The organism is Romboutsia sedimentorum, assembly GCF_030131845.1.
In the GTDB taxonomy this organism is placed as follows: Bacteria; Bacillota; Clostridia; order Peptostreptococcales; family Peptostreptococcaceae; genus Romboutsia_D; species Romboutsia_D sedimentorum.
Genome location: NZ_JASKYM010000002.1, coordinates 616,318 through 630,509 on the forward strand (window position 1 = coordinate 616,318; position 14,192 = coordinate 630,509).

15 protein-coding genes and 1 pseudogene are annotated in these 14,192 nt (G+C 31.8%); 15 read left to right on the top strand and 1 reads right to left on the bottom strand.

The annotated features are described in order from the left end of the window. Positions 1 to 10: 10 nt before the first annotated feature. From QOZ84_RS08170 to QOZ84_RS08205, 8 genes are all read left to right on the top strand, one after another. Entirely contained in the window at positions 11 to 574 is a 564-nt protein-coding gene (locus tag QOZ84_RS08170) for a propanediol/glycerol family dehydratase medium subunit (RefSeq protein WP_284132458.1), read from the top strand. Between the two features lie 20 nt (positions 575 to 594). Further along, the gene (locus tag QOZ84_RS08175) at positions 595 to 1,017 is read left to right on the top strand and encodes a diol dehydratase small subunit (protein ID WP_284132459.1); all 423 of its coding nucleotides are present in this window, start codon (positions 595 to 597) and stop codon (positions 1,015 to 1,017) included. 20 nt (positions 1,018 to 1,037) lie between these two features. Next, the gene (locus QOZ84_RS08180) at positions 1,038 to 2,855 is read left to right on the top strand and encodes a diol dehydratase reactivase subunit alpha (RefSeq protein WP_284132460.1); all 1,818 of its coding nucleotides are present in this window, start codon (positions 1,038 to 1,040) and stop codon (positions 2,853 to 2,855) included. A gap of 10 nt (positions 2,856 to 2,865) precedes the next feature. After that, a complete protein-coding gene (locus tag QOZ84_RS08185; protein ID WP_284132461.1) occupies positions 2,866 to 3,222 on the top strand; it encodes a glycerol dehydratase reactivase beta/small subunit family protein in 357 nt (118 codons plus the stop codon). Positions 3,223 to 3,234: 12 nt separating this feature from the next. After that, positions 3,235 to 3,660, top strand: coding sequence for a GlcG/HbpS family heme-binding protein (locus tag QOZ84_RS08190; RefSeq protein ID WP_284132462.1), 426 nt, complete (start codon positions 3,235 to 3,237; stop codon positions 3,658 to 3,660). A 41-nt stretch (positions 3,661 to 3,701) separates the two neighbouring features. Then, entirely contained in the window at positions 3,702 to 4,862 is a 1,161-nt protein-coding gene (locus tag QOZ84_RS08195; RefSeq protein WP_284132463.1) for an iron-containing alcohol dehydrogenase, read from the top strand. 51 nt (positions 4,863 to 4,913) lie between these two features. Continuing rightward, positions 4,914 to 5,621, top strand: coding sequence for an MIP/aquaporin family protein (locus tag QOZ84_RS08200; RefSeq protein WP_284132464.1), 708 nt, complete (start codon positions 4,914 to 4,916; stop codon positions 5,619 to 5,621). A gap of 171 nt (positions 5,622 to 5,792) precedes the next feature. Beyond that, complete coding sequence (locus tag QOZ84_RS08205; protein ID WP_284132465.1) at positions 5,793 to 5,984, top strand: DUF1450 domain-containing protein; 192 nt, start codon at positions 5,793 to 5,795, stop codon at positions 5,982 to 5,984. 60 nt (positions 5,985 to 6,044) lie between these two features. Here QOZ84_RS08205 and QOZ84_RS08210 read toward each other — a convergent pair whose 3' ends face one another. Beyond that, positions 6,045 to 6,914 (bottom strand): LysR family transcriptional regulator, encoded by an 870-nt coding sequence (locus QOZ84_RS08210; protein WP_284132466.1) that lies wholly within the window; start codon positions 6,912 to 6,914, stop codon positions 6,045 to 6,047. 229 nt (positions 6,915 to 7,143) lie between these two features. Between QOZ84_RS08210 and QOZ84_RS08215 the strand changes: the two genes are divergently transcribed. The 7 genes and pseudogenes from QOZ84_RS08215 to mmdA all read left to right on the top strand — a co-directional run. Then, positions 7,144 to 8,517, top strand: a complete 1,374-nt coding sequence (locus tag QOZ84_RS08215) for an aspartate-alanine antiporter-like transporter (RefSeq protein ID WP_284132467.1) — start codon at positions 7,144 to 7,146, stop codon at positions 8,515 to 8,517. A gap of 92 nt (positions 8,518 to 8,609) precedes the next feature. Then, positions 8,610 to 10,127, top strand: a complete 1,518-nt coding sequence (locus QOZ84_RS08220; RefSeq protein WP_284132468.1) for an acetyl-CoA hydrolase/transferase family protein — start codon at positions 8,610 to 8,612, stop codon at positions 10,125 to 10,127. Between the two features lie 95 nt (positions 10,128 to 10,222). After that, the gene (locus QOZ84_RS08225; protein WP_284132469.1) at positions 10,223 to 11,893 is read left to right on the top strand and encodes an acyl-CoA mutase large subunit family protein; all 1,671 of its coding nucleotides are present in this window, start codon (positions 10,223 to 10,225) and stop codon (positions 11,891 to 11,893) included. Between the two features lie 16 nt (positions 11,894 to 11,909). Further along, positions 11,910 to 12,311, top strand: a complete 402-nt coding sequence (locus tag QOZ84_RS08230; RefSeq protein WP_284132470.1) for a cobalamin B12-binding domain-containing protein — start codon at positions 11,910 to 11,912, stop codon at positions 12,309 to 12,311. A 15-nt stretch (positions 12,312 to 12,326) separates the two neighbouring features. Next, positions 12,327 to 13,274 carry a methylmalonyl Co-A mutase-associated GTPase MeaB gene (gene meaB / locus QOZ84_RS08235; protein ID WP_284132471.1) on the top strand — a complete coding sequence of 316 codons (948 nt, stop codon included), beginning with the start codon at positions 12,327 to 12,329 and terminating at the stop codon, positions 13,272 to 13,274. Positions 13,275 to 13,288: 14 nt separating this feature from the next. Beyond that, complete coding sequence (gene mce, locus QOZ84_RS08240) at positions 13,289 to 13,699, top strand: methylmalonyl-CoA epimerase (protein WP_284132472.1); 411 nt, start codon at positions 13,289 to 13,291, stop codon at positions 13,697 to 13,699. A 27-nt stretch (positions 13,700 to 13,726) separates the two neighbouring features. After that, positions 13,727 to 14,192: pseudogene (mmdA, locus tag QOZ84_RS08245) on the top strand (methylmalonyl-CoA decarboxylase subunit alpha); the annotation flags it as partial.

Below are 14,192 nucleotides of genomic sequence, written 5' to 3' on the forward strand. Positions count from 1 at the left end.
GATGAAATATATGAATAAGTTTGTAATGCCAACTCTTCAAATTGAAGAAATTGGAGAAGCTAGCGTTGGAACAAGATCAGATGAAGTTGTTATAGGAATAGGACCTTCATTTTTAAAACATCAAAATAAAACTATAGTTAAGATAAGTCATGAAGAAGTTTTAAGAGAGTTAATAGCTGGAATAGAAGAGGAAGGATTACATGCTCGTATAATAAGAGTACTAAGAACTTCAGATGTCTCATTTATGGGAAATGATGCAGCAAAATATAGTGGTTCAGGAATAGGAATAGGCATTCAATCAAAAGGAACAACTATAATACACCAAAAAGACTTACTTCCCTTAAATAATATAGAGCTATTCCCACAAGCTCCACTACTAGATTTAGATACTTTTAGACTAATAGGTAAAAATGCAGCAAAGTATGCAAAAGGAGAATCTCCAAATCCAGTACCTACTAGAAATGACCAAATGGCTAGACCTAAGTTTATGGCAATAGCTGCATTACTTCATATAAAAGAAACGAAGCATATTGTACAAAATAGTAAGCCAGAACAAATAGAGGTTAAATTTTAATTACGGGAAGGAGATATATCATGCAAGCAACTAAAATGACTACTAAAGAGTATCCTTTAGCAACTAAGATACCAGGAAATATAAAAACACCAACAGGAAAAAAATTAGAAGATATAACATTAGAAAGCGTTATGTCAGAAGAAATAAAACCTGAAGATATAAGAATATCTAAAGAAACGCTAGAGATGCAAGCTCAAATAGCTGAGGAAATGGATAGATATGCAATAGCAAGGAACTTTAGAAGAGCAGGAGAGCTTATAAGTGTTCCTGATGAAAGAATACTTGAAATATATAATGCATTAAGACCTTTTAGATCTACTAAAGAAGAATTATTAGAAATAGCAGATGAACTTGAAAAAAAATATAATGCTAAAGTAAATGCGGAATTTATAAGAGAAGCAGCTCAAGTTTATGAAACTAGAAAAAAATTAAGAGTAGAATAAATATAAAAGGATGTAAAAAAATGAAAATAATAGCTGGTGTAGATATTGGAAATGCTACAACAGAAGTAGCTCTTGCAAAAATATATGATGATAAATGTGAGTTTATTTCAAGCGGTATAGTTTCAACTAGCGGAATAAAAGGAACTAAAGAAAATATAACTGGGGTTATTTCATCATTAAATATGGCACTTAAAAATGCAAAATTACAAATGAAAGATTTAGATTTAGTGAGAATTAATGAAGCAGCTCCAGTTATAGGCGATGTTGCAATGGAAACTATAACAGAAACTATAATAACAGAATCAACTATGATAGGTCACAATCCATCTACACCTGGTGGAGAAGGTCTTGGGACTGGAAAAACTATAAACATAAAAGATTTAGAACTATTAGAAGGTGAATCTTTAGAAGAAAGTTATATTCCATTAGTTTTAAGTGAAATGAATTTCTTGGAAGCTGCACATAGAATAAATTATGCAGTTGAAAATGGTATAGATATAACAGGTGCAATAATTCAAAGAGATGATGCTGTATTAATAAACAATAGACTAAATAAAAGTATACCTATAGTAGATGAAGTTACTTTATTAGAAAAAGTACCTCTAGATATGTTATGTACAGTAGAGGTAGCTCCACCTGGTAAAGTTATAGACAAACTTTCAAATCCATATGGGATAGCAACAGTTTTTAATTTATCTTCAGAAGAAACCAAAATGATAGTTCCTATATCAAGAGCGCTTATAGGTAACAGATCAGCCGTAGTTATTAAAACTCCAAAAGGCGATGTAAAAGAAAAAAAGATACCTGCTGGAAAAATGATTATTGAGGGTGAAAGAAGAAAAGAAGTTGTTGATGTGGACCAAGGTGCTAAAAAAATAATGGATGCAGTAAATTTAAGCTTGCCAATTACAGATATAAAAGGAGAGTCAGGAACTAACGTAGGCGGAATGATTGAAAGAGTAAGACAAGTTATGAGTGGACTTACTGATCAAAATATATCTGATATAAAGATTCAAGACTTAGTGGCAGTAGATACATTTACACCGCAAAATGTAAAAGGTGGGCTTGCTAATGAATTTTCTATGGAAAATGCTGTAGGTATAGCGGTTATGGTTAAAGCTGATAAGCTTCAGATGCAAATGATAGCTGAGGAATTAGAAAATAAACTAGGAATAAAAGTGGAAGTTGGAGGAGTAGAAGCAGATGTTGCAATAAAGGGTGCTCTAACAACTCCAGGAACTAGTGCACCACTTGCAATACTTGATATGGGAGCAGGGTCAACTGATGCATCTATAATCAATAAACAAGGTGAAATAAAATCTATACACTTAGCTGGTGCTGGAAATATGGTAACTATGCTTATAAAATCAGAGCTTGGTCTTGATGACTTTTCTACCGCTGAAGATATAAAGAAATATTCTCTAGCAAAGGTAGAATCATTATTTAATATAAGACATGAGGATGGAAGTGTAGAATTTTTTGAAAAACCATTAGATTCATCTGTGTTTGCAAAGGTTGTAATTATAAAAGACAACGAACTAATACCAATAGATGGTCAAAATTCAGTTGAAAAAATAAAAAATATAAGAAGACAAGCAAAAGAAAAAGTATTTGTTACAAACTGTCTAAGAGCTCTTAGTGTGGTTTCTCCTACTGGAAACATTAGAGATATAGAATTTGTAGTTTTAGTTGGAGGTTCATCGCTAGATTTTGAAGTACCTCAGCTTATAACAGATTCGCTATCTCATTACGGTGTTGTTGCAGGTAGGGGAAATATAAGGGGTACAGAAGGACCAAGAAACGCAGTAGCAACAGGTCTTATATTATCTTCTAACTAAGGAGTTTATTATGAGTATAAAAAGTTATGATTTAGATACGCCAAGTGTATATGTATTTCATTGTAATGATATAGATATAGAAAAGTTTAAGGAAGTTTTATGGGGGATAGAAGAAGAAGGAATTCCATACAAATTAGAGTCTACAACTATGGAGATTTCTAATGAATTAAGTCATAAAGCAGCTTTAAAATCTAAATTAGGAGTAGGAATAGGTATAAGTAAAGATAAAATATCTTTAACTACTAATAAATTAGATAAAAATAAGCCCTTGATTAGCATCGAACTTAATCAAGATTATACTAGATTAAGAAATTTGGGTTCTAATGGAGCTAGATTAGTTAAAGGGATAGAACTTAAATATATTTAAGGAGGTATAGATATGAAAAAGTTAAACGAATACAAAGAATTAAGCTTAGAAATTGTTAAAGTAATGGCTAAAAGTGCAGAAGAAAAGGCATTAGAAATAAATGTACCTGTAGTATTTTCAGCAGTAGATAAAGGTGCAAACCTTATGCTAATGCATAGAATGGAAGATGCTTTCGTAACAAGTATAGATATATCAATAAATAAGGCATTTACATCAGCTTGCTTAAAGCAAGGAACTCATGAAATAGTAGATGCAGTTCAACCAGGAGCATCTTTATATGGGCTTCAGCTTACAAATAATGCAAGAATAGTTCCTTTTGGTGGAGGTCTGCCAATAATAGTTGAAGGTCAAGTTGTTGGAGCAGTAGGTGTAAGTGGAGGAACAGTAGAAGAAGATATGTTAATAGCACAAGCTGCTGTTGATGCTTTTAATAAATAAAAATAATAAAAAGACAACATAAAAATTTGGAGGATATAAAAATGAGCAGAATGTATGATTACTTAGTACCAAGTGTAAACTTTATGGGACCTGGATGTTTAAAGGTTGTAGGTGAAAGAGCAAAAATGTTAGGTGGAAAAAAAGTTTTAATAGTTACAGATAAATTCTTAAAAAATCAAGAAAATGGAGCAGTAGAACAAACTGTAAAATACTTAGAAGAAGCTGGACTTGAAATTGCTATATATGATGGAACTGAACCAAATCCAAAGGATACTAATGTAGCTGAAGGTTTAAAAGTATTCAAAGAAGAAAATTGTGATATGATAGTTACGGTAGGTGGAGGTTCTCCTCATGACTGTGGTAAAGGTATAGGAATCGCTGCAACTCATGAAGGTGATTTATATAACTATGCAGGAATAGAAACTTTAACTAATGCACTACCACCAATATTAGCTGTAAACACTACTGCAGGAACTGCAAGTGAAGTTACAAGACACTGCGTTATAACTAATACAAAAACAAAAGTTAAATATGTTATAGTAAGTTGGAGAAACTTACCATTAGTATCTTTCAATGACCCAGAATTAATGGTTGGAAAGCCAGCAGGACTTACTGCAGCTACAGGAATGGATGCATTAACTCATGCAGTAGAAGCTTATGTTTCTAAAGATGCGAACCCAGTAACAGATGCATCTGCTATACAATCTATAAAATTAATAGCAAATAACTTAAGACAAGCTGTTGCTATGGGAGATAACATAGAAGCTAGAACAAATATGTCTTATGCTTCATTATTAGCAGGTATGGCATTTAACAATGGTAACTTAGGTTATGTTCATGCGATGGCTCACCAATTAGGTGGATTATATGATATGCCACATGGTGTTGCTAATGCAATGTTATTACCTCATGTTTGTAAATATAATGTAATATCTAATCCACAAAAATTCGCTGATATAGCAGAATTTATGGGAGAAAAAATAGATGGATTATCAGTTCATGAAGCTGCACAAAAAGCTATAGATGCAATGTTTAGATTATCTAAAGATATAGGTATACCAACTTCATTAAAAGAAAAAGGTATAAAGGAAGAAGATTTTGAATACATGGCTGAAATGGCTCTTAAAGATGGAAATGCTTTTAGTAACCCAAGAAAAGGAAATGAAAAAGATATAGTAAATATATTTAAATCAGCGTATTAATATAATTATCCCCCCTCAGAGATGAGAGGGGAATTTTATGGGGGGAATAAAATGAATACAAGTTTTTTTGCAGAATTAATAGGAACGATGATGTTAGTATTACTAGGAGATGCAGTTGTTGCAAATGTAATACTTAAAAATACAAAAGGGCATAATGGTGGAATAATATCAATAACTGCTGGATGGGCATTTGCTGTTGCAATACCTGTGTTTATATTTGGAAATATAAGTGGAGCTCATTTTAATCCTGCAGTTACAATAGCACTAGCATCAATAGGAAACTTCCCATGGGCAGACGTTCCAATGTACTTAATAGCACAATTTTTAGGTGCATTTATAGGAGCTGCTTTAGTGTTAGTTTCTTACTTTGATCATTTTAAACTAACAGATGATAAAGCTACTAAGTTAGGCGTGTTTTGTACAAGTCCAGAAGTTAGAAATTTAAAGTTAAATTTTGTAACAGAATTTATAGGTACATTTATATTAATGTTTGCTATATTAGGAATAGGAGCTTCTAAATTAGCAGATGGTATAAGTCCTATGGCAGTAGGTATAGTAGTATGGGGAATAGGTTTAAGTTTAGGAGGACCAACAGGATATGCTATAAATCCAGCAAGAGACTTAGGTCCAAGACTTGCACATTTTCTATTACCAGTTCCAGATAAAGGAGACTCTGACTGGAGATATGCTTTAATACCAGTTATAGGCCCAATATGTGGAGCAGTATTTTCAGCATTTGTATATAATATGATATTTTAAATATAGAGGGTGCTTCAAAATGATTTTTTTAACAAATCATTTTGAAGCATTTTTTTATTGTTTACTGTATAGGATACGTTTTAAACAATGTGTTTTATATACTAAAAATGTTTAAATAAAAACATACACGGGTATAATTACATTAAATAAAAGTTAAGGGAGAACTTAAATATGATAAAAGTATGTCCATATTGTTCAAACATAGATGTAGATAAATTGAAAAAAATATCTGGAGAAGAAAACGTAAAAACTGGCTGTATAGGTGCATGTAGAACGTATTCAAAAGAAGCAGTAGGAAAAATAGATGGAGAACTTGTAATAAAGCAAAATGAAGAAGATTTATTCAAAATATGTAAAAAATAAAAATAAATAGTATCTTTTAATGATTTTAGTTTAAAAGATACTATTTATTTTTTTGTACTTTTAAAGATTAGAATAATAATCAACTACAAAATCTTTGAAAATTTTAGCACGAGAACTCATGTAATTATCAGGATGCCAAGAAATATTTAAATAGCGTTTACAAGGTGGATCTATTACATGCAATAGTTTTATAGATTCATCACTTGTAATATTCCAAGTGATTTGAGGTATAAAACTAATCCCAAAACCCGCTCTTATAAGGTTTCTAATTATCTCGGGAACATCACTTTCAAATACTGTATTTGGTGTAAACCCTGCAGATAAACATAACTTATCTGAAATTTTTCTAAAGGGCTTAGTAGCTTCGAAACTAATAAAATTTTCATTAGAGGCTTCTTTTAAGTAGATACTGTCTTTTTTAGACAAAGGATTATCAGTAGATACGCCTATAAACATTTCTTCTTCTATAAGCGTTATAGAGTAAGGATTTTTTAATTCTTCTAAAGTAGAAGAAATACAAAAATCGAAAGTATGATAATTTAGTGAATGAATGTTATGTTGTAAAAGTTTAAACGTTGTATCGGGATATAAAAATCTAAAATCTACAACTAGTTTAGATATAGTACTTGATCCAGCAAATACTAAAAGTTTTATTTCAAGGTCTAGTTTGTTATTCATATCAAGAAGTTTGTTTTTTCCAGATTCCAAGATACTTAAAGCTTCATCTACCGTTTTTAAAAATGATTTACCATTTTTATTTAATTTTATGGTTCTTCCATTCCTATCAAATAGATCAACGCCTAATTCCTTTTCTAAAGTATGTATAGACCGGCTTAAAGCAGGTTGTACAATGTTTAATTCTTTTGAACTTTTAGTGATGTGTTCAGTTCTAGCTACATTTTGAAAATATTTCAAATGTATTAATTCCATATTTACAACTCACCATCCTAAGTAATTGAATATAACAAATTTGTTAATGCTATATAACAAATTATATATTACTACTTGTTAATATACCAACATAAATTAAAAGTGTAAATGTAAAAAAAATTCTAAAAGAGACTGTAACGTGTACACGAAAAAATTACGATTTGCAAATGAACTTAAATACCAAAACAAAAGATATAAATATGAAAACTATAAAAAGGAGGTATGTTATATGAGTTTTAACTTTGCAGATGTATTTTTAAATCAGTTTATGCTGATGTTTATTGCAATAGTTACTGGTTTGCTCTTTGGGAAAATAAAATTTGGCAAATTTAGCTTTGGTATATCTGGAGCATTATTTACAGGGCTTTTAGTAGGATGGGCTACATTTAAATATGCAAAAGGTGTACCTGAAGGTGCAGTAGCTTTTGATGCATCACAAAAATTATTATCAGAAGGCGTAATATCAAGTAATTTATTTGAAATATTTTTAATGCTATTTGTTTGTGCAGTGGGACTTTTAGCAGCAAAGGATATGGGAATTGTCTTAAAAAAATATGGGCTGAAGTTTGTTATTTTAGGAATGGTTATAACATTTACAAGTGCAGCGGCTACATATGGTGCAACCTTATTTAGCAAAGACTCAAATCAATATGAAATTTCAGGAGTATATACAGGTGCGCTTACAAGTTCTCCAGGGCTTGCAGCAGCTATAGAAACTGCAAGAGGGCATGCAACAGAAAAAGCAGCTGAATATGAAAGTATGAATAGTAAAGAAAAAGAAAAGTTTTTGGAAATGGCAGGAGTAGAGAATATACCAAAAGACGTTGAAACATTTAAGCTAAGTGATGAAATTAAAGATCAATATGTAACAAATGCAGAAGCTAGCATAGGTGCAGGCCATGCAATAGGATATCCATTTGGAGTATTGATAGTAATATTAGCAGTTAACTTTTTTCCAGTTATCTTTAAAATCGATATCGAGAAGGAAAAATTACAATATAAAAGAGAATTAGAAGATGCCAGAAAATCAAGTAGTTCATCTAAAATAATAAAGGAATCTAAGTTTGATATAGCAGGATTTACACTAGCATGCGGTTTTGGATATATCATTGGAAATATAAATATATATCTACCGTTTATAGGGTATTTTAGTTTGGGATCAACGGGTGGAGTATTAATAGGAGCACTTATTTTAGGTTATATAGGAAAGATTGGAAGTATAAGTTTTAGAATGGACTCAAAAACTCTAGGCATAATAAGAGATCTTGCACTAGCATTTTTCTTAGGTATAGTAGGGCTTAGATATGGATATAAGGCTGTAGATGCACTAGTTGGCGCAGGAGCTTATTTGGCAGTTATTTCATTAATTGTTGGGATAGTAGGTATGTTTGGTGGATTCTTACTAGGAAAGTATGTACTTAAGATTAATTGGCCAATGCTATCAGGTGCTATATGTGGTGGTATGACGTCTACCCCTGGACTTGGCGCTGCAGTAGAAGCTTTAGGAAGTGATGAGCCAGCAGCTGGATATGGAGCAACCTATCCATTTGCATTATTAGGAATGGTTATATTTACAATTATACTTCACAAGTTACCGATGTAGAATTTGATTAACAAATGAGATAACAAAACTTATTAAGATTATTAATATCTATTAAAAGGATAGCTTAAATAATACTGAGTGGGGGGAGACTCATGGATAGTAGATTAAGATGTAGAGAGTTAAAAAGTAAAGTAATGAGCGCAAAGGAAGCTGCTAAATTTTTTAAAGACGGCATGGTTGTAGGTACTAGTGGGTTTACACCAGCAGGATATCCAAAAGCAGTTCCATTAGAAATAGCAAATAGAGCAAAGAATGGAGAAAAAATAGGTTTAACGATAATAACTGGTGCATCAGTAGGGCCAGAACTAGATGGTGAATTATCAGAATCAGGAGTTATGAAAAGAAGATACCCTTATCAAACTAATTCAACTTGTAGAAATAAAATAAACAATTCAGATATAAATTACTGTGATATGCACTTAAGTCATACACCTCAATGGGTTAAATATGGATTCTTTGGGAATATGGATATAGCAATAGTAGAAGCTGTAGCCATAACGAAAGAAGGTCATATAATACCGTCAACTTCAATAGGGAATTCAAATGTTTTTGTAGAATATGCAGATAAAATTATTGTAGAAATAAATACATCACAACCTTTAGAATTAGAAGGAATTCATGATATATATAATGTTGATATACCACCATTTAGAAAACCTATCCCTTTAACCAAAGTAGACGATAAAATAGGAACAAATTATATTAATTGTAATAAAGAAAAGATATTAGGAATAGTATTTACAGACATAAAAGACAAGACAAGACCAGTTAGTAAAATAGATGATGTATCTAAGAAAATGGCAGATAATCTAATTGAGTTTTTAGAAAATGAAGTTAGAGAGAATAGACTACCTGAGAATTTACTTCCTCTACAATCAGGCGTAGGAAGCGTAGCAAACGCAGTGATGGGGGGATTAGTTAATTCAAAATTCAAAGATTTAGTTGTTTATTCTGAGGTTATTCAAGACAGTGTAATAGATTTAATAGAAGCTGGTAAAGTTAAATTTGCATCTGGAACATCTTTAACTATATCACCCGAGAGATTGGATGATTTTTATAGTAAATTTAACAACTATAAAGATAAATTAATACTTAGACCTCAAGAAATAAGCAACAGCCCAGAAATCGCAAGACGATTAGGTGTTATAGCTATAAATACAGCGATAGAGGTTGATATTTACGGAAATGTAAACTCAACAAATATAATGGGAAGTAGAATGATGAATGGCATAGGTGGATCTGGAGATTTTGCTAGAAATGGATACTTAACAATATTTACCACAGAATCAATTGCTAAAAATGGTGACATATCAAGTATAGTACCTATGGTATCGCATCATGATCATAGTGAACATGATGTAATGGTAATTGTTACAGAACAAGGAGTAGCTGATTTAAGAGGCTTGTCTCCAAAAGAAAGAGCTATTAAAATAATTGAAAATTGTGCACATCCAGATTATAAAGAAGCTTTATACAAGTATTTCAATGAAGCCTGTGAAGGAAAGTACAAACATACTCCACATGTTTTATCAAAATCATTGTCTTGGCATGATAGATTTATGAAAACTGGAAGTATGGAAAACAAAGAGTCGCTATCTCAAAATAATTAAAATATATCAATTATAAATCTTTAATATATAAAGTCTATCATAGGATTTAAAAAGTACTAAACCTTATGATAGACAAATAATAAGGGGGATGCTGTATGACTAACAACAAAGAACAAATCCAAAATGGATTTGACAAGTGGGAAGAAGACAAAGTAAAAAAAAGTTTGGCCAAGTTTCCAGAAAGAAAAGAACACTTTGAATTTGACACAAGAGAGGAAGTAAAAAGATTATATACTCCGCTAGATGCTAACATTGATTATGAAAATGAATTAGGATTTCCAGGGCAGTATCCATTTACAAGAGGGGTTCAGCCAACTATGTACAGGGGTAAGTTTTGGACAATGAGAATGTATGCAGGATTTGCTACAGCAGAAGAATCAAATCAAAGATATAAATATCTAATAGAGCAAGGGTCTATGGGGCTTTCAGTTGCATTTGATTTACCAACACAAATGGGCTATGACTCAGATGATTCAATAGCTGAAGGTGAAGTAGGTAAAGTTGGAGTTTGTATAGATTCATTAGCTGATATGGAAATATTATTTGATGGAATACCACTAGATAAGGTATCTACATCAATGACAATAAATGCACCAGCAACAGTACTACTTGCAATGTATATTGCAGTTGCTCAAAAACAAGGAGTTAGTGCAGACAAACTAAGAGGAACTATTCAAAATGATATATTAAAAGAATATGTAGCAAGAGGAACATATATATTCCCAGTAAAACCTTCAATGAGATTAATAACAGACATATTTGAGTATTGTTCAAAAGAAGTTCCAAAATGGAACACAATAAGTATTTCAGGATATCACATAAGAGAAGCTGGAGCAAATGCAGTACAAGAAGTAGCATTTACACTAGCTGATGGTATAGCTTATGTTAACGCAGCAATAGAAGCCGGTCTTCATGTTGATGATTTTGCACCAAGGTTATCTTTCTTCTTCAATGCGCATAACAATCTATTAGAAGAGGTTTCAAAATTTAGAGCAGCAAGAAGAATATGGTCAAAAATAATGAAAGAAAGATTTGGATCAACTAACCCTAAATCATGGGCTCTTAAATTCCATACTCAAACAGCAGGATGCACACTAACAGCTCAGCAGCCAGAAAATAATATAGTAAGGGTTGCAATTCAAACATTAGCAGCAGTTCTTGGAGGTACTCAATCACTACATACAAACTCCAAAGATGAGGCTTTAGCACTTCCAAGTGAAGATTCAGTAATGGTAGCACTTAGAACACAACAAATAGTAGCACACGAAAGTGGAGTAGCAGATAGCATAGATCCTCTTGCTGGTTCATATTATATAGAGAGCTTGACTAATCAAATAGAAGAAGAAGCTTTAAATATTATAAATAAAATAGATGAATTAGGTGGAGCACCACAAGCAATAGAAAAAGGATTTATTCAACAAGAAATAATGGATAGTGCATATAAATATCAAAAGGATATAGAAAATAATGAAAAAATAATTGTTGGTGTTAATAAGTTCCAAGTAGAAGAAGAATCACCAAAAGGATTATTAAAAGTAGATCCTATGGTAGGAGAAAGACAAATAGCAAAAATAAAAGCCCTTAAAGAAAAAAGAGACAATGATAAAGTTAAACAAACTCTAAAAGATTTAAGAAATGCATGTAAAAGCAGTGAAAATGTAATGCCATATATATTAGAAGCAGTTAAAGAATATGCTACATTAGGTGAAATATGTGGAGTTATGAGAGAAGAATTTGGTGAATATAAACAAACAGTTATGATATAGGGGGGTAATTAAAGATATGAGACCAATAAGAGTATTAGTTGCAAAGCCAGGCCTTGATGGTCATGATAGAGGTGCTAAGGTAATCGCTCGTGCCTTAAGAGATGCAGGTATGGAAGTAATATATACGGGACTTCGTCAAACTCCTGAACAAATAGTCGCATCAGCTATACAAGAGGATGTTGATGTTATTGCTATGAGCATTTTATCAGGAGCACATAACCATTTATTGCCAAAGGTTGCAGATTTACTAAAATCAGAAGAAGTAAATGACATATTAATAATAGGTGGAGGAGTTATACCAGAAGATGATATACCAGGGTTAAAAGAAAAAGGAATAGCTGAAATTTTTACTCCTGGTACACCAACTTCTGTGACAATAGATTTTATAAGAGAAAATATTAAAAAAGACTTAGCTTAAAAAAGTGAGGATAATATGAAAAATATAGTGAATGGAGTACTAGAAGGTAAAAAAAGAGATTGTGCTAGACTTATCACTATTGTAGAAAATGAATCATGTGGATATGAAGAGGCATTAAAAGAAATATACAAATACACTGGAGGGGCTTATGTTGTTGGAATAACTGGTCCCCCTGGTGCTGGTAAATCCACATTTACTGATAAGTTAGTAAAATTAATTAGAGAAGATGGTAAAAAAGTAGGAATAATAGCAATAGACCCAACAAGCCCTTTTACAAAAGGTGCAATCCTTGGGGATAGGATTAGAATGAATGATTTAAGCACAGACCCAGGTGTTTTTATAAGATCTATGGGAACTAGAGGAAGCTTAGGTGGTTTATCTAATGCTACACAAGCAGCTATAAAGGTATTAGATGCTTATGGATGTGATTATATATTTATAGAAACTGTTGGGGTTGGCCAATCTGAAATTGATATAGTAAAAACAGCTGACACTACTTTAATAGTTATGGTTCCTGGTTTGGGGGATGATATACAAGCTATAAAAGCAGGTGTTATGGAGATTGCAGATGTGTTTGTTATAAATAAAGCTGATAAAGATGGAGCTAAAAAAACATCTTTAGAAATAGAAATGATGCTAGATTTTAAAAAGGATTGGGAATTTAGACCACCAGTAAACCTAGCTATAGCAGAAAACGGACAGGGTGTAGATATAACTTATCAAAATATATTAAAACACAAAGAGTTTTTAGAAAAAAATAATAAATTAAATGATAATAGATTAGATAGAAACAGACTTGAGGTCAAAGAATTAGTACAAAGAAAAGTTGCTAAAATGGTAAAAAAATTAGAATACAGTGATGAAGTAGAAGAATTATTAACTAAGACTATGACTAAGGAAATAGATCCTTATTCTATAAGTAACATTTTATTTGAAAAAATAACTAATAGTAAAAATTTATAAGTGGAGGGGTAATGATGGATACATTAAGAGTTGACCATGTTGGTATAGCTGTAAATAATTTAGAAGAAACTTTGAAATTTTATGAAGATGTATTGGGGTTAAAATGTGGGGGAACAGAGATAATAGAAGAACAAAAGGTAAAAGTTGCTTTCTTACCAGTAGGAGAAACAGAACTTGAATTATTAGAGTCAACTACTGAAGATGGTCCAATAGCAAAATTTATAGCTAAAAATGGAGGACGTGGAGGAATACAACACGTTGCTGTGAGAGTTTTAAATATAGAAAAAGCAATAGAAGAAGTTAAAGCTAAAGGATATAAAATGATAGATGAAAAACCTAGATATGGAGCAGGAAATGCTAAAATAGCATTTTGTCATCCAAAGGGAGTAGACGGAGTATTGTTAGAGTTAAGTGAAAGAAAATAGCCAAAATAAATACTTGGGGGTGATTTTGTGTCAAAAGAAAAACTAAACTTACTTAATGAAAAAAGAAGCAAGATAGAATCAGGTGGAGGTCAAAAGAGAATAGACAAACAACATGCATCATCTAAATTAACAGCAAGAGAAAGAATGAATAAATTATTTGATGATAATACTTTTGTAGAATTAGATGCTTTTGTTAAACATAGATGTTCTAATTTTAACATGGAAAAACAAGAAATACCTGGTGAAGGTGTTGTCACAGGATATGGAAAAGTAGATGGAAGATTAGTTTGTGCTTTTGCTCAAGATTTTACAGTACTTGGTGGGTCTTTAGGTGAAATGCATGCTAAAAAAATTGGAAAAGTAATGGACATGGGAATAAAATTAGGAGCACCTGTAGTAGGACTTAATGACTCAGGAGGCGCTAGAATTCAAGAGGGTGTTGACGCGCTTGCTGGGTATGGAGAAATTTTTTATAAAAATACTATAGCATCAG

Coding starts and splice junctions, on each gene's coding strand:
- QOZ84_RS08195 (WP_284132463.1), top strand. CDS start 3,702: ATGAGCAGAATGTATGATTACTTAGTACCAAGTGTAAACTTTATGGGA.
- QOZ84_RS08230 (WP_284132470.1), top strand. CDS start 11,910: ATGAGACCAATAAGAGTATTAGTTGCAAAGCCAGGCCTTGATGGTCAT.
- QOZ84_RS08180 (WP_284132460.1), top strand. CDS start 1,038: ATGAAAATAATAGCTGGTGTAGATATTGGAAATGCTACAACAGAAGTA.
- QOZ84_RS08170 (WP_284132458.1), top strand. CDS start 11: ATGAATAAGTTTGTAATGCCAACTCTTCAAATTGAAGAAATTGGAGAA.
- QOZ84_RS08205 (WP_284132465.1), top strand. CDS start 5,793: ATGATAAAAGTATGTCCATATTGTTCAAACATAGATGTAGATAAATTG.
- meaB (WP_284132471.1), top strand. CDS start 12,327: ATGAAAAATATAGTGAATGGAGTACTAGAAGGTAAAAAAAGAGATTGT.
- QOZ84_RS08185 (WP_284132461.1), top strand. CDS start 2,866: ATGAGTATAAAAAGTTATGATTTAGATACGCCAAGTGTATATGTATTT.
- mce (WP_284132472.1), top strand. CDS start 13,289: ATGGATACATTAAGAGTTGACCATGTTGGTATAGCTGTAAATAATTTA.
- QOZ84_RS08200 (WP_284132464.1), top strand. CDS start 4,914: ATGAATACAAGTTTTTTTGCAGAATTAATAGGAACGATGATGTTAGTA.
- QOZ84_RS08220 (WP_284132468.1), top strand. CDS start 8,610: ATGGATAGTAGATTAAGATGTAGAGAGTTAAAAAGTAAAGTAATGAGC.
- QOZ84_RS08215 (WP_284132467.1), top strand. CDS start 7,144: ATGAGTTTTAACTTTGCAGATGTATTTTTAAATCAGTTTATGCTGATG.
- QOZ84_RS08225 (WP_284132469.1), top strand. CDS start 10,223: ATGACTAACAACAAAGAACAAATCCAAAATGGATTTGACAAGTGGGAA.
- QOZ84_RS08190 (WP_284132462.1), top strand. CDS start 3,235: ATGAAAAAGTTAAACGAATACAAAGAATTAAGCTTAGAAATTGTTAAA.
- QOZ84_RS08210 (WP_284132466.1), bottom strand. CDS start 6,914: ATGGAATTAATACATTTGAAATATTTTCAAAATGTAGCTAGAACTGAA.
- QOZ84_RS08175 (WP_284132459.1), top strand. CDS start 595: ATGCAAGCAACTAAAATGACTACTAAAGAGTATCCTTTAGCAACTAAG.